Source organism: Stutzerimonas sp. Brlt_14 (genome assembly GCF_051948915.1).
Lineage (GTDB): Bacteria > Pseudomonadota > Gammaproteobacteria > Pseudomonadales > Pseudomonadaceae > Stutzerimonas > Stutzerimonas stutzeri.
The window spans coordinates 113,402-130,158 of the sequence record NZ_JAYJLM010000004.1; the positions used below are offsets into that span (position 1 = coordinate 113,402).

General features: G+C 66.7%; 14 protein-coding genes and 1 pseudogene. 4 read left to right on the forward strand and 11 right to left on the reverse strand.

The features are described 5' to 3' along the window. Positions 1-15: 15 nt before the first annotated feature. Together thiE and VF716_RS10940 are read right to left on the reverse strand one after the other, a co-directional pair. Positions 16-657 carry a thiamine phosphate synthase gene (gene thiE, locus VF716_RS10935; RefSeq protein ID WP_011914765.1) on the reverse strand — a complete coding sequence of 214 codons (642 nt, stop codon included), beginning with the start codon at positions 655-657 and terminating at the stop codon, positions 16-18. 14 nt (positions 658-671) lie between these two features. After that, positions 672-1,466: a hydroxymethylpyrimidine/phosphomethylpyrimidine kinase gene (locus tag VF716_RS10940; RefSeq protein WP_049339728.1), complete on the reverse strand. Its 795-nt coding sequence runs from the start codon at positions 1,464-1,466 to the stop codon at positions 672-674. 223 nt (positions 1,467-1,689) lie between these two features. Between VF716_RS10940 and VF716_RS10945 the strand changes: the two genes are divergently transcribed. Both VF716_RS10945 and VF716_RS10950 read left to right on the forward strand, forming a co-directional pair. Continuing rightward, positions 1,690-3,687 (forward strand): sensor histidine kinase, encoded by a 1,998-nt coding sequence (locus VF716_RS10945; protein ID WP_125460216.1) that lies wholly within the window; start codon positions 1,690-1,692, stop codon positions 3,685-3,687. Positions 3,688-3,835: 148 nt separating this feature from the next. After that, on the forward strand, positions 3,836-5,482 hold the full coding sequence (locus VF716_RS10950) for an acyl-CoA dehydrogenase family protein (protein WP_048330007.1): 1,647 nt from the start codon (positions 3,836-3,838) through the stop codon (positions 5,480-5,482). Positions 5,483-5,524: 42 nt separating this feature from the next. On the opposite strand, the gene VF716_RS10955 is transcribed toward VF716_RS10950, so the two are convergent. Both VF716_RS10955 and VF716_RS10960 read right to left on the reverse strand, forming a co-directional pair. Then, complete coding sequence (locus VF716_RS10955) at positions 5,525-6,364, reverse strand: ion transporter (protein WP_013984153.1); 840 nt, start codon at positions 6,362-6,364, stop codon at positions 5,525-5,527. Positions 6,365-6,532: 168 nt separating this feature from the next. Continuing rightward, positions 6,533-7,504: pseudogene (locus VF716_RS10960) on the reverse strand (threonine dehydratase). 77 nt (positions 7,505-7,581) lie between these two features. On the opposite strand from VF716_RS10960, the gene VF716_RS10965 reads away from it, so the two are divergent. Both VF716_RS10965 and amn read left to right on the forward strand, forming a co-directional pair. Then, positions 7,582-8,991 carry an aminotransferase-like domain-containing protein gene (locus VF716_RS10965; RefSeq protein ID WP_125460217.1) on the forward strand — a complete coding sequence of 470 codons (1,410 nt, stop codon included), beginning with the start codon at positions 7,582-7,584 and terminating at the stop codon, positions 8,989-8,991. Between the two features lie 14 nt (positions 8,992-9,005). Next, positions 9,006-10,478, forward strand: coding sequence for an AMP nucleosidase (gene amn / locus VF716_RS10970; RefSeq protein ID WP_108242362.1), 1,473 nt, complete (start codon positions 9,006-9,008; stop codon positions 10,476-10,478). Here the strand turns inward: amn and VF716_RS10975 are convergent, their stop codons facing one another. From VF716_RS10975 to VF716_RS11005, 7 genes are all read right to left on the reverse strand, one after another. After that, positions 10,479-12,521: a pyrroloquinoline quinone-dependent dehydrogenase gene (locus VF716_RS10975; RefSeq protein ID WP_003283008.1), complete on the reverse strand. Its 2,043-nt coding sequence runs from the start codon at positions 12,519-12,521 to the stop codon at positions 10,479-10,481. 9 nt (positions 12,522-12,530) lie between these two features. Further along, a complete protein-coding gene (locus VF716_RS10980; protein ID WP_003283009.1) occupies positions 12,531-12,890 on the reverse strand; it encodes a hypothetical protein in 360 nt (119 codons plus the stop codon). Positions 12,891-13,051: 161 nt separating this feature from the next. Then, positions 13,052-13,624 (reverse strand): HupE/UreJ family protein, encoded by a 573-nt coding sequence (locus VF716_RS10985; RefSeq protein ID WP_125855832.1) that lies wholly within the window; start codon positions 13,622-13,624, stop codon positions 13,052-13,054. A 28-nt stretch (positions 13,625-13,652) separates the two neighbouring features. Further along, a complete protein-coding gene (ureG, locus tag VF716_RS10990; RefSeq protein ID WP_013984147.1) occupies positions 13,653-14,267 on the reverse strand; it encodes an urease accessory protein UreG in 615 nt (204 codons plus the stop codon). Between the two features lie 415 nt (positions 14,268-14,682). After that, entirely contained in the window at positions 14,683-15,375 is a 693-nt protein-coding gene (locus VF716_RS10995) for an urease accessory protein UreF (protein ID WP_095461258.1), read from the reverse strand. After that, positions 15,372-15,872, reverse strand: a complete 501-nt coding sequence (ureE, locus tag VF716_RS11000; RefSeq protein ID WP_014597810.1) for an urease accessory protein UreE — start codon at positions 15,870-15,872, stop codon at positions 15,372-15,374. Before ureE ends, VF716_RS10995 begins: the two co-directional genes overlap by 4 nt. 163 nt (positions 15,873-16,035) lie before the next feature. Further along, positions 16,036-16,521, reverse strand: a complete 486-nt coding sequence (locus VF716_RS11005) for a GNAT family N-acetyltransferase (RefSeq protein ID WP_049338959.1) — start codon at positions 16,519-16,521, stop codon at positions 16,036-16,038. Positions 16,522-16,757 lie beyond the last annotated feature (236 nt).

The following is a 16,757-nucleotide window of genomic DNA, read 5'->3' on the forward strand; positions in this document are numbered from 1 at the left end:
CCCGCCGTGGCGGAATCAGGGCGTGTTGAACAGTTGGCTGAAGGCCTGGGCGCGGCGCTCGACCTCGGCGGCGCTGTCGGCGGCGAACAGGGCGTGGATCACGGCGATCATCTGCACGCCTTCGGCGATCAGTGATGGCGCGGTGTCCAGCGTGATGCCACCGATGGCGACGATGGGCAGGCCGATACGGGCGCGGGCTTCACGCAGCAATTCGTGATTGGCTGCCGGTGCGCCGGGTTTGGTGTGGGACTGGAAGAAACGGCCGAAGGCGACGTAGCTGGCGCCGTCACGCGCCGCCTGCTCGGCCAGCGGCAGTTGCGCATGACAGGTGGCACCGATGATCGCCTGGCGGCCGAGCAGGGCCCGGGCGGCTGCCAGCGAACCATCTTCCTGGCCCAGGTGCAGGCCAACGCCCAGGCGGGCGGCCAGCTCGGCATCATCGTTGATGATCAGCTGAGCACCGTGGCGGGCGCAGAGCTCCTGCAGCGCATCGGCCTCGCGCAGCCGCCGTGCCTCGTCGCTGGTCTTGTCTCGATACTGCAGCAGGCGGGCGCCGCCCTTCAGTGCCGCCTCGACATAGGGCAGCAGGCGGCCATCGGCCAGCAACTTGCTGTCGGTGATGGCGTACAGGCCGCGCAGGCGGGACGATTCCTTCATGCGCTGGTCTCCAGTCAGGCCAGGTCCAGGGGCAGGCGGCGCGGCACGTACTGGCCGTGGCCGGGGGCCTCGGCATCGCGCAGCGTGCGCCAGGTGTAGTCGAGTGCCGAGCGGACCGCGCTGGTCAGCTCCTCGCCCAGTGCCAGACGACCGGTCAGGGCGCTGGCAAGCGTGCAGCCGGAGCCGTGATAGCTGCCCGGTAGGCGCGCGCAAGTGAAGTCGTGACGACTGCCGTCGCGGCAATACAGGCGGTTGTGCACTTCGCTCTCGTCGCCATGGCCGCCGGTGATCAGCAGGTGGCGGATATGCGGCAGCAGGCGCTCGGCACACTCGTCGGCGCTGCCCTCCGGCAGTTCGGCAAGGATCCGAGCTTCCGGCAGATTCGGCGTGGCGATGGTGGAAACCGGGAACAGCCGCTCGCGCATGGCGTAGCCGACATCCTCCTTGCCCAGCGCGCCGCCACCGCCGGCGCGCAGCACCGGGTCGCAGACCAGCGGCACGCCCGGCAGCCGGGCCATGATCTCGAGCACCGTCTCGACCATCTCAACCGAGCCGAGCATGCCCAGCTTGACGGCGGCGATGGGGAGGTCGGCGATCACTGCGTTGGCCTGGGCGAGTACCCACTCGCGGTCGAGCACGCGGAAGTCGGAGACGTTGACGGTGTCCTGCACGGTGAGCGCGGTGACGGTCGGCGCGGCGTGGCAGGCCTGTGCCAGCAGGGCTTCGATGTCCGCCTGCAGGCCGGCGCCGCCACTGGGATCGTGGCCGGACAGGCAGAGGACGACGGGACGGGAAGTGAAGTTTTTCATGGCGTGCGAGCTTATCACCAAACCGCGCTGGCGGGACGCGGCAGTTGTGCGTCTATCCGCCACCGCCGCGCGCACCGGTCATCGGCCAAGTCATCCTGGCGAATCGGCTTTTTCCGGGTGCGCACGCCGCTGTGGTAGATTGCTGGCACTTTGGTTTTCGGACCGGGCGACGGAGTTCACCGACGGTGGGTTCGCAGTAGTCGCCTGGCCTGCACGAGGCATCATGCGGTACGTCTTCCTCTTCTTTCTGGCTGTTCTGCCTGCCTTGGCCGCCGCCGTCGAGCTCGACGAACACACCCGTCATTTGCCGCTCGGGCAGGTGATGGAAGTGTTCGAGGACCCGCGCGGAGAGATCAGCATAGAGGACATCGCGTCGCCCGCATTCGAAAGCCATTTCCAGCGCAATCGAACGCCGGTGTTCAACGCCGGCTATTCACGCTCCGTGCACTGGGTTCGCATCGATCTGAGCTACCGGCCGCAGATCGCCCAGGGGGCGAGGCGCTGGTTGCTGGAAGTGGCGTATCCGCCGCTGGACAGCCTGCAGCTCTATCTGTCCGACGGGCAGGGTGGCTACCGCCTCGCCCGGGATACCGGCGACACCCGGCCCTGGGCCAGTCGCGAGATCCGTCAGGGCAACTACCTGTTCGAACTCGAGCTCCAGCCCGAGCAGCCGCAGCGCGTCTACCTGCGGGTGGAGAGCGAAGGCTCGATTCAGGTGCCGCTGAGCCTCTGGTCGCAGCACGCCTATCTGGAGGCGCAGCCGGGACGCATCTACGTACTGGGCATGATCTATGGCGTGCTGCTGGCGATGCTGGTCTACAACCTGTTCATCTATATCAGCATCCGCGACCAGAGCTACCTGTTCTACATCCTCTACATCGCCGCGTTTGGCCTCTATCAGGTCTCGGTGAACGGCGCCGGGGTGCAGTTTCTCTGGCCGGATCGGCCCTGGTGGGCCAACGCTGCGACCCCCCTGCTGATCGGCGCCACAGGGTTGTTCGGCTGCCTGTTCACCCGCAGCTTCCTGCGCACCGCCGAGCACAGCCGCTGGATGGACCGGCTGTTGCGGCTGATCATCGGTTTTTCGGTGGTGGTCATGGTGCTGGCGCTGACCACCGACTATGGCCTGTCGCTGCGCCTGGCCACCGCGCTGGCGCTGCTCTTCACCCTGGCGGTGTTCGCCGCTGGCATCCTGGCCTGGCTGCGCGGCATGCGTGTGGCGCGCTATTTCATCATCGCCTGGAGCGCGCTGCTGGTCGGAGGGCAGATCAACACCCTGATGGTGCTCGGCCACCTGCCGCACAACTTCCTGACGATGTACGCCAGCCAGCTGGGGGCCGCGCTGGAGGTGGTGCTGCTTTCGATGGCGCTGGCCGATCGCATCAACGCGCTGAAGGACGAGCGGGCAAAGATCCTGGAGAACGCCCGCTCCGACCTGGAACAGCTGAACCGCGAGCTGGCCGAGAGCAACCGGCTCAAGGACGAGTTTCTCTCCAACATCAGCCACGAGCTGCGCACGCCGATGATGGGCGTGATGGGCGCGCTCGAGCTGCTGCCGGCGTCGGAAACTCCGGAGGAACTGCAGCAGTACCAGCACATTGCCACCGGTTCGGCGCGGGACATGATGCGCCTGGTCAACAACATCCTCGTGCTCAGCGAGTTGCGCGCCGGCAAGCTGCGCCTGCAGGCCCAGCGCTTCAGCCTGCGCGACACGGCGGTGCGGCTGGAGCAGCAGTTCGGCCCCCAGGCGCGCGCCAAGGCGCTGGCCTTCGATCTGGAATTCGACGGCAAGCTGCCGGACCGCGTGTACGGGGACGGCGAGAAGTTCGAGCAAAGTATCTGTCATCTGCTCGACAACGCGGTCAAGTTCACCTCGCGGGGCGCCGTGACGTTGCGCTTCGGCGGCGCGGTGGAACAGCGCCAGGTGCAGCTCGAGGTAGAAGTGATCGACAGCGGCATCGGTTTCAGCGCCGCCGATCAGGCCTACCTCTATCACCAGTTCCGCCAGGTGGATGGCTCCATGACCCGACGCTACGGCGGGCTCGGCATCGGCCTGGCGATCAGCCGCGGGCTGATCGAAGTATTCGGCGGGCAGCTGAGTCAGCAGTCGCGGCCCGGCCTGGGCAGTCGCTTCTGCATCCGCGTGCGCTTCCCGCTGCATGGCCCCGAACAGATGCCCGCGAGTCAACCGGGTAACCCGCCGTCCGCGCCGATTGCCTGAGGCGCGGACCTTTTGGCCGATACCTCGCTTCAAGCGGTCTGCCGCTGCGTGTTTCACTGCTGATCCAACCGCGCCGCCCGTTGCTCGCATGCGCCGACTACGCTTGCTGACAGCCGCCGCGCATCGGCAACGAAACGAGGGCCGTCAGATGATTCCGCAGACCTGTGCCGAAACCCACGAGGTCATCAACCAGGTGCCGCCGCTCGAAGGCGCCAACCTCTACCGCCTCGACCTGCCGTTGCAACAGTGGACGCAGCGCTATCATGCCGGCTGGGCCCAGGGGCGGCTGGATGTCTATGGCGCGCTGGCCGGTGGGCCACTGATGCAGGCCGGCTTTCTCGCCAACGAGAACAGGCCGGTGTTCAAGAGCCATGATCGCTACGGTCATCGGATCGATCTGGTGGAATTCCATCCGGCCTATCACGAGCTGATGCGCACCGCCGTCGAGCATGGCATCCCCTCGCTGCCCTGGACCGATCCCCAGCCCGGCGCGCAGGTGGCGCGTGCGGCGCTGATGTACCTCCACAACCAGGCCGAAGCCGGCAGCAGCTGCCCCCTGACCATGACCTACGCCAGCGTGCCGGCGTTGCGTCTGCAGCCTGACCTTGCCGAACGCTGGCTGCCGAAGATCCTCGCCCGCGAATACGACCCGCGCAACGTGCCGATGGAGCAGAAGGCCGGCGTTACCATCGGCATGGCCATGACCGAGAAGCAGGGCGGCACCGACGTGCGTGCCAACACGACCCGTGCCTTTGCGGTCGGTGCTGGCGGGCCGGGGCAGGCCTACGAGCTGATCGGCCACAAGTGGTTCTGCTCGGCGCCCATGTGCGACGCCTTCCTCACCCTGGCGCAGACCGACAAGGGGCTGTCCTGTTTCCTGCTACCGCGCCATCGCCCGGACGGCACGCGCAACGCCTTCTATATCCAGCGTCTGAAGAACAAGCTGGGCAACTGGGCCAACGCCTCCAGCGAAGTCGAGTACCGCGGCGCGCTGGCCTGGATGGTTGGCGAGGAGGGCCGCGGCGTGCCGACCATCATCGAGATGGTCGCCTCGACCCGTTTCGACTGCATGATCGGCTCCAGCTCGCTGATGCGTCAGGCGCTGACACAGGCCATGCATCATTGCGCGCACCGCCGGGTAGGTGGGCGCGCCCTGCTCGATCAGCCGCTGATGCAGAACGTGCTGGCCGACCTTGCCCTGGAAAGCGAGGCAGCGCTGGCGCTGACCCTGCGCATGGGCCGCGCCCAGGACCATCGCCGTGACGAGCACGAAGACAAGTTCGCCCGGCTGGTCACCGCCATCGGCAAGTACTGGATCTGCAAGCGCGCCCCGACCATGATCGCCGAGGCCAGCGAATGCCTCGGCGGCGCCGGCTATGTCGAGGAAACCATCCTGCCGCGGCTTTATCGCGAGGCGCCGGTGAATTCCATCTGGGAAGGCTCCGGCAACGTGCAATGCCTGGATGTACTGCGCGCGCTGTCCAAAGAGCCCGGCGTGCTGGAGGTGCTGTTCGCCGAACTCGGCGATGGCCACGGTGACGCGCGTCTTAAAGTGCATATCCAGCGACTGAAGGCGGCCTTCGGCGACACCGAGGACATCCAGTACCGCGCCCGCCAGCTGACGGAAGAGGTGGCCGTGACGCTGCAGGCCAAGCTGCTGCTCGAAGCGGGCGATGCCGCGGTGTCGGATGCCTTCATCGCCAGCCGGCTGGATGGCCACGGGCGGGTACACGGCACCCTGCCGAGGGGGCTGGATATCGCCGCGCTGCTGGCGCGCAGCGCACCGCATCTGTGAGCCCTTGTCCGGCGGCAGCCCCTTGCCGTCGGGCCTGCAGCGTCAGGGACGAGGCTGCTGGCGCAGCAATTCCTTGAGTTCGGCGATCTCCCCGCGCAGGGCGCGGACCTCGTCGTGCAGGTCGGTTTCGATATGCTCGCGCGCCGCCTCGATGCTCGCCTGGGTGGCTTCGCGGTCTGCGTCGGTGACCGTCTGCATCGCATTGACGATGATCGCGATGAACAGGTTGAGCATGGTGAAGGTGGCGATCAGGATGAACGGGATGAAGAACACCCAGGCATAGGGAAAGATTTCCATCACCGGGCGCACGATGCCCATCGACCAGCTTTCCAGAGTCATGACCTGAAACAGGGTGTACACCGAACGACCAAGGCTGCCGAACCACTCGGGGAAGTCGGCGGCGAACAGGCCCGTGGCGATCACCGCCGAGACGTAGAAGACCAGCGCCAGCACCATGGCGATCGAGCCCAGCCCGGGAATTGCCGACAACAGTGCGCCGACCACGCGGCGCATCGACGGCACCATGGTCACCATGCGCATCACCCGCAACACGCGCAAGGCACGCAGGATGCTGAACGGACCGCTGGCCGGCACCAGGGCGATGGCGACCACGCTGAAGTCGAACAGGCTCCAGGGATCGCGGAAGAACGCTGCACGGTGGACATAGATGCGCGCGGCGATCTCGGCAACGAATACCGCCAGGATCAGCGAATCCAGCAGTACCAGCGCCTCGCCCCAGCGCGCCACCAGCGCGGCCGAGGTCTGCATGCCGAGAATCGCCGCGTTGATCACGATGAGCAGCAGAATGCCGCGCTGGAACGCTGGCCGTTCGATGAACTGGCCGAGGCGACTGCGGCTCGTTTCCGGATGTGCTACCTGCATGATGCCTACCTGTCTGTCGATCGATGCCCCGGCCGGCGCCTCGCAGGCGCGCGCTGAGCCGGGCGGGCGCGAGTATGGCGTTGCGCGGGCCAGACGGGAATTGCCTGCGGCGACGGACTCGTTTCCTGATTTAACAGGCAGCCTTCTGCCTTGCTGGCATCGCACACGTCAGTCGGAATACCGCACGTGGTCAGCCAGTATCTCCGTCAGCACACGGCGATCGATGTTGGCGCCGCTGAGCACGACGGCAATGCGTTCCCCCGCGTTAAGCGCGCGTTCCTGAATGGCGGCAGCCAGTGCGGCGGCGCCGGCGCCCTCCGCGGTGTTGTGGGTGTCTACGTGGAGCGCGACGATCGCCCGGCGGATTTCGCCGTCATCGACACGCGCGATGCGTGCGGCACCTTCGGCGATCATCTCCAGTGCTTCGGCAGCAGGCATCCGGCAGGCCATGCCATCGGCGAACGTATCGGCGGTCTCGGTGCAGACGATCCGCCCCTGCTCGAAGCTTTGTGCGTATGCGTCCGCTGCGCTGGAAACGACGCCGACGATTTCGCAGTCCTGGCCCAGCAGGTCGCGGACGCGAATCAGGCCGCAGATGCCCGAGCCCATGCCGATGGGCACGTAGACGCGGCGCAGCGGCGGCGCGGCCTCGAAGAGCTCCAGGGCATAGGTGGCGACCCCGCGAATCAGGTCCGGATGCAGCGCGGGGACGAAATGCCAGCCGCTCTGTCTCGCCAGCTCGGCGGCTTGCTGGCGCGCCGTGTCGAAATCCTCACCGTGTTCGATGACTTCGGCGCCGCAGGCGCGCATCGCCGCATTCTTTTCCGTCGAGTTGCCCAGCGGTACCAGAATCTTCAGCGGCACGCCGGCCTGTCGCGCGGCCATCGCCAGGCTGATGCCGTGATTGCCGCGGGTGGCGCTGATCATGCCGGGCAGTCGTGGCTCGCGCCCGAGCAGCTCATGCACGTAGAGCAGGCCGCCGCGAACCTTGAATGCACCGGCCGGCGTGTGGTTTTCGTGCTAGACCCAGACTTCGCAGCCGAGGCGTTGCGACAGTAGCGGCCAGTTGTACTGTGGGGTCGGCGGAACATGCCGGCCGATCAGTTCGGCGGCCTGGCGCAGTGCGGTGAGATCGAACATGGCGGCTCCTCAGTGGTTTGACGGAGAGCCTAGGTCGGATCATTGTATGGGTAAATCCTTATATTGCATGGCAGGCAATGTGGCTACCGAAGCTTAGCGATAACGATCAACCGCGCTACCTGGCGCTGGTGGATGCGATCTCCGTGGCGATCGAGCGCGGCGAACTCAAGCCAGGCGATCGCCTGCCTCCGCAGCGCCGGCTGGCCTGGGCGCTGGGGCTCAATCCGAGCACGGCCATGCAGGCCTATCGCGAGGCCGCGCGACGGCATCTGGTTGGCGGTGAGGTCGGCCGCGGCACCTTTGTGCTGGCAAGCAGCCGCGAGGCCAGCCTGTTCCTGCTCAAGCAGCCGGAGGCCGTGCCGGCGCGCCTGGACCTGTCGACCAATCTGCCGGCGCTGGACGCGGACGATCGGGATCTGCACCGCAGCCTGGCGGCGCTGGGAGCATCGTCAGAGCTTGCGCTGTTGCAGGGCTACCCCTCGGCCTCGGCGCTGCAGCGCGGGCGCGTCGCGGTCAGCCGCTGGTTGCAGCGCCGCGGGCTGGAGCTGCCGCCGGGGCAGATCCTGCTCTGTGCCGGTGCACAGCAGGGTGTGTTTGCCGCCATGCTGGGCCTGTGCGCACCGGGCGAACCGGTGCTGGTCGAGGCGCTGACCTCGCCCGGCATCAAGGCCGCTGCGCGTCAGCTGCGCCTGCCTCTGTATGGTGTGGCGCTCGATCAGCACGGCATCGTGCCCGAGGAGTTCGATCGCCAGGCTCGGGCCACCGGTGCGCGGGTCGCGGTGCTGACGCCCTGCCTGCAGAATCCCACGGGCGTCAGCATGGACCGCGAGCGGCGCGAGGCGATCGCGGAGCTGGCGCGTCGGCACGATCTGCTGATCATCGAGGATGATGTCTACGGAGCCATCGGTGACGAACCACCGCTGGCGACGTTGCTGGGTGAGCGCAGCGTGTTGGTCGGCAGTCTGTCGAAGACCGTCGCGCCTGGGCTGCGTTTCGGTTTCATTGCCACGCCCGGGTCATGGCTGGGGCGCATCGATCCGGAAGCGCAGGCCACCGGCTGGGCGCTCTCGCCGCTGTGCCTGCGCCTGGCAAGTGAGTGGATCGAGGACGGCACGGCGCTGCGTCGGCTGGCCTGGCAGCGTCGCCAGATCGAGCGGCGCTGGAAGATGGCGCGCAAGCTGCTAGGACCAAGGGTGGCGGGGCCCGCTTCGCCGCACCTTTGGTTGACGGCCACGGATGGCGAGGTCGGCCTGGCCGGCATTGCCCACGCCGCTTCCATCGAATGCGCGGCGGCACAGGTGTTTGCCGTCGGCCCCGATGCGCCGGATGCGCTTCGCCTCAGCCTGAGTGCGGCGCCCGGGCTGGTGCCATTGCAGCAGGCGCTGCAGGCATTGGCCGAGGGGCTTGGCGTGAGGCGAGCAACGGATGAGGTGTCTGCGGCGCTATCGCTGTCATCGATGAGCAGGCAAGATGTTTCCAACGACTGAACAAGGAATCCAGCATGAATCCAGCCGGTGATACTTTCCGCATTGCCACCAGCGCAGAAGCTGCAGTGGACTACCTTGCCGAACTGCACGCGCGCGCCACCACGGCGCTCAACCAGGCGCTCAAACGTTACGTGACCAGCCGCACCGAGCCGAGCCTGCAGGAGCGCAGCCTGTTCCGCTATCCGCAGCTGCGTCTGACCTATGAATGCCACGGCGAAGTGCCGGCTTCGACCCGCGCCTATGCCAAGGTGCAGGCGCCCGGCGTGTACAGCGTTACGGTGACCCACCCGGCCGCGTTTCGCGCCTACCTGCTCGATCAGCTCAAGCCGCTGATCCAGGATTTCAACGTCACCGTTGAGGTCGGCATGAGCGACCGCAACATTCCCTATCCCTATGTGATCGAACAGGGCGACGAGCTGGCCGGCACCGGCGTGACCGCCGCCGAGCTGGCGCGGGTATTCCCCAGTACCGACCTGTCCGCCGCTACCGACGATATCGCCGACGGGCTCTACGACTGGGAGCACGCCGATCCCTATCCGCTGGCACTGTTCGATGGCGCGCGGGTGGACTTCTCGCTGCGCCGGCTGGTGCACTACACCGGCAGCGACTGGCGCCATGTGCAGCCGTGGATCCTGCTGACCAACTACCACCGCTACGTCGACCAGTTCATCCGCCACGGCCTCGACATGCTGCGTGACGACACCCGTTTCACCCGCATGGTGCTGCCGGGCAACGTGATCATCGAGCGTGGCATGGAGGAGGGCGAGGCGCAGGCGATCATCGGCGGTGTGCTCTGGCACCGTTACCAGATGCCGGCCTATCACCTGATTGCCGAAGACGGCCACGGCATCACCCTGGTGAACATCGGCGTCGGTCCGTCCAACGCCAAGAACATCACCGATCACCTGGCGGTGCTGCGACCGCATTGCTGGCTGATGATCGGCCACTGCGGCGGGTTGCGGCAGTCGCAGTCCATCGGCGACTACGTGCTGGCCCACGCCTACATGCGCCGCGACGGCATCCTCGATCGCGTGTTGCCGCCGAACATTCCACTGCCGGCCCTGGCCGAGGTCCAGCAGGCGCTGCAGGAGTCTGCAGCCAAGGTCACCGGCGAGCAGGGCGAGGCGCTGAAGAAGCGCCTGCGCACCGGCACCGTGCTGACCTACGACGACCGCAACTGGGAACTGCGCTGGGCGCAGGAGCGACCGCTGATCAACCTGTCGCGTGCCGTTGCGGTGGACATGGAGAGCGGCACCATCGCCGCCCAGGGCTACCGCCTACGGGTGCCGTACGGCACGCTGCTCTGTGTGTCGGACAAGCCACTGCACAGCGAGATCAAGCTGCCCGGCTCGGCCAACGCGTTCTACGAGCGGGCCGTTACCCAGCACCTGAAGATCGGTATCACCGCCCTCGAACTGCTGCGCAACCAGCTCAACTCGCTGCACTCGCGCAAGCTGCGCAGCTTCGACGAGCCGCCATTTCGCTAGTCACTCCTCCAGCGTTTCGGTGGAGCTGGAGTCCCCCGGGGTGGGCAAGCTGTAGACCACCAGGTAATCGCCGATCTTGGTCTCCATGAAATGGTGACCGCCGGCAAAGATGGCCAGGTACTGGCGTCCGTTGACCTCGTAGGTCATCGGCGTCGCCTGGCCGCCAGCGGGCAGCACGTCCTGCCAGACCACTTCGCCGGTATCGATATCGATGGCGCGAATGAGGTCGTCCGTAGTGGCGGCAATAAAGATCAGCCCACCGGCGGTGATCACCGAGCCGCCATTGTTGGGCGTGCCGATGGTGAAGGGCAGGCGCGAGGGGATGCCGAAGGGGCCATTGTTGCGGGCGGTGCCCAGTGGCTTGTCCCACAGTACCTCACGGGTGGCCAGGTCGATGGCCATGATTCCGCCGTAGGGTGGCCGGGTGCAGGGGATACCGGTCAGGCCGTTGCGCCATGGCTTGATCGAGATGGCGTAAGGAGAGCCTGCCTGGGGCACCGGCCCGCCGGAATCGGTCGTCCCACCCGGCTCGCCCAGCGGCACCATGCCTTTCTCATCAGCCTCTTCGCGACGGATGAGCTGATCACGCATCGGCAAGTCGGTGTAGTTGGCGACAAAGATGCCGCGCTCGGGGTCCAGCGAACCACCGCCCCAGTCGTTGCCGCCGTTGTAGCCGGGGTATTGGATGAAGGGCCGCTCGACGCTCGGCGGGGTGTACATCCCCTCGTAGTCGGACTGCAGGAATTGAATCCGGCACCAGAGCTGATCCAGGGGTGAAAAGCCCCAGGCGTCGCGTTCGGTGAGCTTGGGCTTGGCGAGTGTCGGCATGCCGACCGAGAAGGGCTGAGTCGGCGACAGCTGTTCGTCGGGCAGCTTGCTGGCCGGCACCGGGCGCTCCTGCACCTCGGTGAGCGGCTCGCCGGTGCGCCGGTCAAGCACGAAGATATCGCCCTGTTTGGTCGGCAGAATGACAGCCGGGACGCTCTGGCCCTCTCCCATGGGAAAGTCGGCAAGCGTGCCCTGCGAGCCCAGGTCATAGTCCCAGACATCGTTGTGCACCGTCTGGAAAACCCAGGCGACTTCGCCGCTGGTGATGTCGAGCGCGACCAGGGCGGTGGAGTAGGGGTGCTCGTAGTCTTCTCTGTTGCCGCTGAAGTAATCCACAGCCGAATTGCCCATGGGCACGTAGACCAGGCCGAGCTCGTCGTCGGCCGAAAAGGTCGTCCAGGCATTGGGCGTGCCGCGCGTGTACTGCTCGCCCTCGGCCGGCATGCCCGTCTCGCCCGGACGCCCCATGTCCCATGCCCAGGCGAGCTCGCCGGTTTCGGCATCGTAGCCGCGGATCACCCCGGATGGCGCATCCTCCTTTTGCCCGTCGAGCACCTGGTGGCCGACCACGACCACGTTACGCACGATGGTCGGTGCCGAGGTCACCGCGACGTAGCCGGGGGGCGAATCGCCCATCCCTTCGAGCAGATTGACCTGCCCGGAGTTGCCGAAGTCCTCGCACGGCTGGCCGGTGTCTGCATCGACGGCGATCAGCCGCGCATCGAGCGTGCCCTCGATGACGCGCCGCGCGCAGGCCTGGGCCGGCTCTGGATCGGGCACCTCGTAATAGCTGACGCCCCGACAGGCTGCTGAATAGGGGATGTGATCGATCGGCACCTGTGGATCGAAGCGCCAGCGTTCGCGACCACTTCCGGCATCGAGCCCGATCAGGATATTCATGGCGCTGCACAGGTACAGCGAGTTGCCGACTTTCAGCGGGGTGTTTTCCGGGGCCCACTTGTCGTCCACTTCCGGTGGCGGCATGTCGCCGGTCTGGTACACCCAGGCGGGCTCGAGCTGGTCGACATTGTCGCGCGTGATTTGCCTGAGCGGCGAATAGCGGGTGGCTGCGTTGTCGCGGCCGTACGACGTCCAGTCCGAAGGCGCGGGGGAGGCCGCTGTCGCCCGTTCGGTGGTCGGGCTGTTCTGAGCCTGGGCGTGGTGAATGTCGGGCAGGCTTAATGTCAGCGCGGCGAGCGCGATCCAGAGGCGCATAGGTCTACCTCAATTCGAGTGGCGGCGAACCGTGGGGATGAACAGCAATGTAAGCAGCGCGATGACCGCGGGCGCGACCAGACGGGGTACCAGGGGCCAGGGCTCGAGGCCCACTTCCCAAAGTGCCCAAACCAGCGTGGCCACGAATACCAGCCAGTAGAGCCACACGCCTTGAATGCGCATGAATAACAGCAGAATGCCGGAGACCAGCATGCCGATACCGGCGGGCAGGTAATACCAGGAGCCTCCCAGCGTCACCAGCCAGAGGCCGCCCGCCGCCAGCGCCAGGCCATAGAGTGCGAGGACGATGGCAAATGCCTTCAGGGCCCAGTAGGCAAAGCCGTGCGTAGAGTAGGTGGTCAACAGCATCGCTCCCTTGTCAGTGGGTAGCCCGTTCTGCGGTGCGCTTTAAAGGCCGCACCGTAGAACGCGTCCACTAGCTTTGGTTTGTGCTGTCGCCGAGGGTTCCCGGTGATTCAGGATGGGACTGGGTTATAAGCGAGGGTTATTGTGGGCATGCCTGTCACCTATCAGGCGACCAGCAGCCAGGCGCCGGTAACCGCCGATACGGCCCCCGCGATGCGAACCAGCGGCGCTGCGGCCTGCGGCAGGCCGCGCACCAGCCCGTAGCCCAGGGCATGCAGCGCAGCGGTGGCCGCCACAAAGCCGGCGGCATAACCCCACGGGCTGGACAGCTCCGGCAGTTCCAGGCCATGGGCGACGCCGTGGCTGATGGCGAACAGCGCGGTGAGCAGGGCGGCCACCGGCAGAGGCGGACGTACCGCCAGTGCCACCAGCAAGCCCAGTGCGAATACCGAGCCGGCAATGCCGGTTTCCATCAGCGGCATCTCGATACCGGCAAAGCCGGCGAGGCCGCCCAGCAGCATGGTGGCGACGAAGATCAGCGGCAGCGCCCAACGCGCCTTGCCGGTCTGCTGGGCCGCCCATAGCCCGACGGCGACCATCGCCAGCAGGTGATCGAGACCGAAGACGGGGTGAGCGATACCGGACAGCACGCCGGCGTGATCGTGGCCGGGGTGTGCCAGTGCCAGGGTCGGGCTGAGCAGCAGAAGGGTGGCGAGCAGTGGTTTGCGCAGGTTCATAGAGACTCCTAGGGTGGTCGGGCGGACGTCAGGCGGCGCTGAGCATTCCCTGTTTTTCAATGAAGGCGATGATCTCCTCGAGACCCTGGCCGACCTTCTGGTTGCTGAAGACGAACGGGCGCTCGCCGCGCATCTTGCGGGCGTCGCGATCCATCACCTCCAGCGAGGCACCGACCATGGGTGCGAGGTCGATCTTGTTGATCACCAGCAGGTCGGACTTGCAGATGCCCGGGCCGCCCTTGCGCGGCAGCTTGTCGCCGGCGGACACGTCGATCACGTAGATGGTCAGGTCAGACAGCTCCGGGCTGAAGGTGGCCGAGAGGTTGTCGCCGCCGGACTCGACGATGATCAGATCCAGGCCGGGAAAGCGCCGGTTGAGCTGCTCCACGGCTTCGAGGTTGATCGAGGCGTCCTCGCGGATCGCCGTGTGCGGACAGCCGCCGGTTTCCACGCCGATGATCCGCTCGGGCGCCAGGGCCTCGTTACGCACGAGGAACTGGGCGTCTTCCTGGGTGTATATGTCGTTGGTCACCACGGCGAGGTTGTAGCGGTCGCGCAGGGCCTGGCACAGGGCGAGGGTCAGGGCGGTCTTGCCGGAACCGACCGGCCCGCCAATGCCGACGCGCAGGGGTTGAGTGCTCATGGGTGGTCTCCTCTGGGAGGCAGTGTGGGTGCCTCGGGGTTGATGCGAAGGGCGTGCCGCTGCCGATTGGGGCAGGGGGGAATAGAAATCGCTGGGTGATCGATGGTGGCGTACGCAATGTTGTCAGGCGCCGCACTTTCCTCGGCTGGGACTGCAGGTTGCGCCTTGCACGGCGCGTCACTTTCTCTTGTCTCGCCAAGAGAAAGTAACCAAAGAGAAGGTGACCCCGGCATCCGGCCCTTCGCTGCGCGAAGGGTGCCCTCACTCCATCGCCGCTCCGGGGGCACGCTGCGAAGGGCCATCCCTGGCCCATCGCAGCTCTCGCGGCATCCATGCTGCTCAACCCCCTCCACGGCAACTGCGCTCGGCCTCCTGACGGGGGTTGGGGTCCGAGTTGCCTGAAAGCTTGTGACCCTCATGACCTAAACAACCGACTGTACTGCCGCTCATGCGCCATGCTGGTCAGCACCAATCCAAACGGCGCGCTGCCCCAGGCCGCTGCCGGCAGCTGACTCGCTTCCCGCTGCGCCTGGCTCAGGACCGGCAACAGCTGCGAGGTCAACCGCTGCGCCGCCTGCTGCCCCAGCGGCAGGGTCTTCATCAGCACCGCCAGCTGATTTTCCAGCCAGCCCCACAGCCAGGCGGCCAGTGCATCGGCAGGTTCGATCTGCCAGGCACGGGCGGCCAGCGCCCAGGCCAGGGCCAAGCCGGGCTCGTCGGCGGCGGCCAGGCAGTCACGCCCCGGTTGATCGAGTTCCGGCAGGCCGTCGAGCAGCTGCGCGAGGGAATAGCCCATCTGCCGGCTTTCCAGCTGCAGCTCGCGGGTTTCGCGGCTGGCGCGGTGTTCGGCGGCCAGATGCAACAGGCGCGGCCAGTCGTCCTGTGCCGCCGCTTGGCAATGCGCGAGCAGCAGCGGCGCCTCGAAGCGGGCGAGGTTGAGCAGCAGTTGATTCTCCAGCCAACGCCGGGCGCTGTCCGGGTCGTTCACCTGGCCGTTCTCCACCGCCATCTCCAGCCCCTGGGAATAGCTGTAGCCGCCGATCGGCAGCTGCGGGCTGGCCAGCCGGAGCAGAGCCCAGGCCGGGACGGGCGCGCCCGCCGCGTTCACGGGCGTACGCCGAACTGGTGCAGGCGCGGTGCGTAACTGAACTCCGCCTCGCCGGCGTGGGAATGATGATGGCCGCCACCGTAGGCACCATGCTCCGGCTGGAAGGGCGCCTCGATGTGTTCGACCTGGGCGCCCAGCTGCAACAGCATGTCCTTGAGTACATAGTCGTCGAGCAGGCGCAGCCAGCCGTCGCCGACCTGCAGGGCGACATGGCGGTTGCCCAGGTGGTAGGCCGCGCGGGTCAGCTCGAAGGCGCTGGCGCAGGTGACGTGCAACAGCTGTTCGGGGCGGGCGCGCACGCGCACCACACGGCCATCGGCTGCCAGCAGGCACTCACCGTCGGCGAGTGGCGGCTGGCCGCGCTCGAGAAACAGGCCGACGTCTTCGCCGCTGCTGCTGAAGCAGCGCAGGCGACTCTTGCTGCGCGCGTCGTAGGTCAGTTCGAGTTCGGCCTGCCATTCAGGGCGGGCCGCGATGCGTTGGCGAATCACCAGCATTGCAATGTTCCGGTCGGATCGTTTGCCGAAGCAGAGCAAGGGGCTTGCCAATCGGGCGTTCGGACAGGACTGGTGGCGGCTCCAGGGATCTTTGTGCCAGATATTGGGGCCTGCCGCGCACCGTTGCGGTGCGCGTGGTGCGGTCCTGGCGCAAGCGTGCGCCTTACTGGTGCAGGCTGCGCACCATGTATACCGCCGGGATCTGATAGCTGGCCAGGTTGCCGGCCTGTGGCGGCTCGAGTTCGTCATGGGCCTGGTAGCCCAGGCGCGACCAGAAACCGGTCGAATCCTGTACCGAGACCAGCGCCGAATAGCGCAGCCTGATGCTGCTGGCCTGCTTCAGGTTGTGGCGTACCAGCGCCGGACCGATGCCGCGACCGGCGGCGCGACGGGCCACGGCCAGATCATGCAGGTACAGACAATCGGCTTCACCGTCACTGTGGAATTCACCGTCCAGCGGCGTGACCTTGCCCAGGCGGGACGGGTAGGCGAACAGGTAGCCGCAGACCCCCTCGGCGTCCTCGGCTACCCAGGCCAGCTGCGGGCAGGCCGCCAGGCGCGAGCGGATCACCGCTTCGTCTTCCAGTACCTCGGCAGCATAGGATTCTTCCTGGATCGCCAGGACGGCAGGGATATCGCGCTCCTGCATCGCTCTCAACTGGTACATCACGACTACACTCGAATGCCGCGAAACGCCACGCGGCCCGGCAAAAAGCCGGCGATCATACGCGAAACGGCGGTGTTTTGCTTGCCAGCGGACGGCCTGCGGGGCGGGTGTACAGGTCCGAGGTCAGCCGGTGTCAACTGGCCAGCCGGCTCGTCGCCGTGGCAGCACCAGTCAGCCGATTGATGGAGCATCCGCAGGCCTTGGCAGGCATAATGCTT

Excerpts from the sequence above, each read along its gene's own strand:
- thiE (WP_011914765.1), bottom strand. The coding sequence starts at position 657 with ATGAAGGAATCGTCCCGCCTGCGCGGCCTGTACGCCATCACCGACAGC.
- VF716_RS10940 (WP_049339728.1), bottom strand. The coding sequence starts at position 1,466 with ATGAAAAACTTCACTTCCCGTCCCGTCGTCCTCTGCCTGTCCGGCCAC.
- VF716_RS10945 (WP_125460216.1), top strand. The coding sequence starts at position 1,690 with ATGCGGTACGTCTTCCTCTTCTTTCTGGCTGTTCTGCCTGCCTTGGCC.
- VF716_RS10950 (WP_048330007.1), top strand. The coding sequence starts at position 3,836 with ATGATTCCGCAGACCTGTGCCGAAACCCACGAGGTCATCAACCAGGTG.
- VF716_RS10955 (WP_013984153.1), bottom strand. The coding sequence starts at position 6,364 with ATGCAGGTAGCACATCCGGAAACGAGCCGCAGTCGCCTCGGCCAGTTC.
- VF716_RS10965 (WP_125460217.1), top strand. The coding sequence starts at position 7,582 with ATGTGGCTACCGAAGCTTAGCGATAACGATCAACCGCGCTACCTGGCG.
- amn (WP_108242362.1), top strand. The coding sequence starts at position 9,006 with ATGAATCCAGCCGGTGATACTTTCCGCATTGCCACCAGCGCAGAAGCT.
- VF716_RS10975 (WP_003283008.1), bottom strand. The coding sequence starts at position 12,521 with ATGCGCCTCTGGATCGCGCTCGCCGCGCTGACATTAAGCCTGCCCGAC.
- VF716_RS10980 (WP_003283009.1), bottom strand. The coding sequence starts at position 12,890 with ATGCTGTTGACCACCTACTCTACGCACGGCTTTGCCTACTGGGCCCTG.
- VF716_RS10985 (WP_125855832.1), bottom strand. The coding sequence starts at position 13,624 with ATGAACCTGCGCAAACCACTGCTCGCCACCCTTCTGCTGCTCAGCCCG.
- ureG (WP_013984147.1), bottom strand. The coding sequence starts at position 14,267 with ATGAGCACTCAACCCCTGCGCGTCGGCATTGGCGGGCCGGTCGGTTCC.
- ureE (WP_014597810.1), bottom strand. The coding sequence starts at position 15,872 with ATGCTGGTGATTCGCCAACGCATCGCGGCCCGCCCTGAATGGCAGGCC.
- VF716_RS11005 (WP_049338959.1), bottom strand. The coding sequence starts at position 16,521 with ATGCAGGAGCGCGATATCCCTGCCGTCCTGGCGATCCAGGAAGAATCC.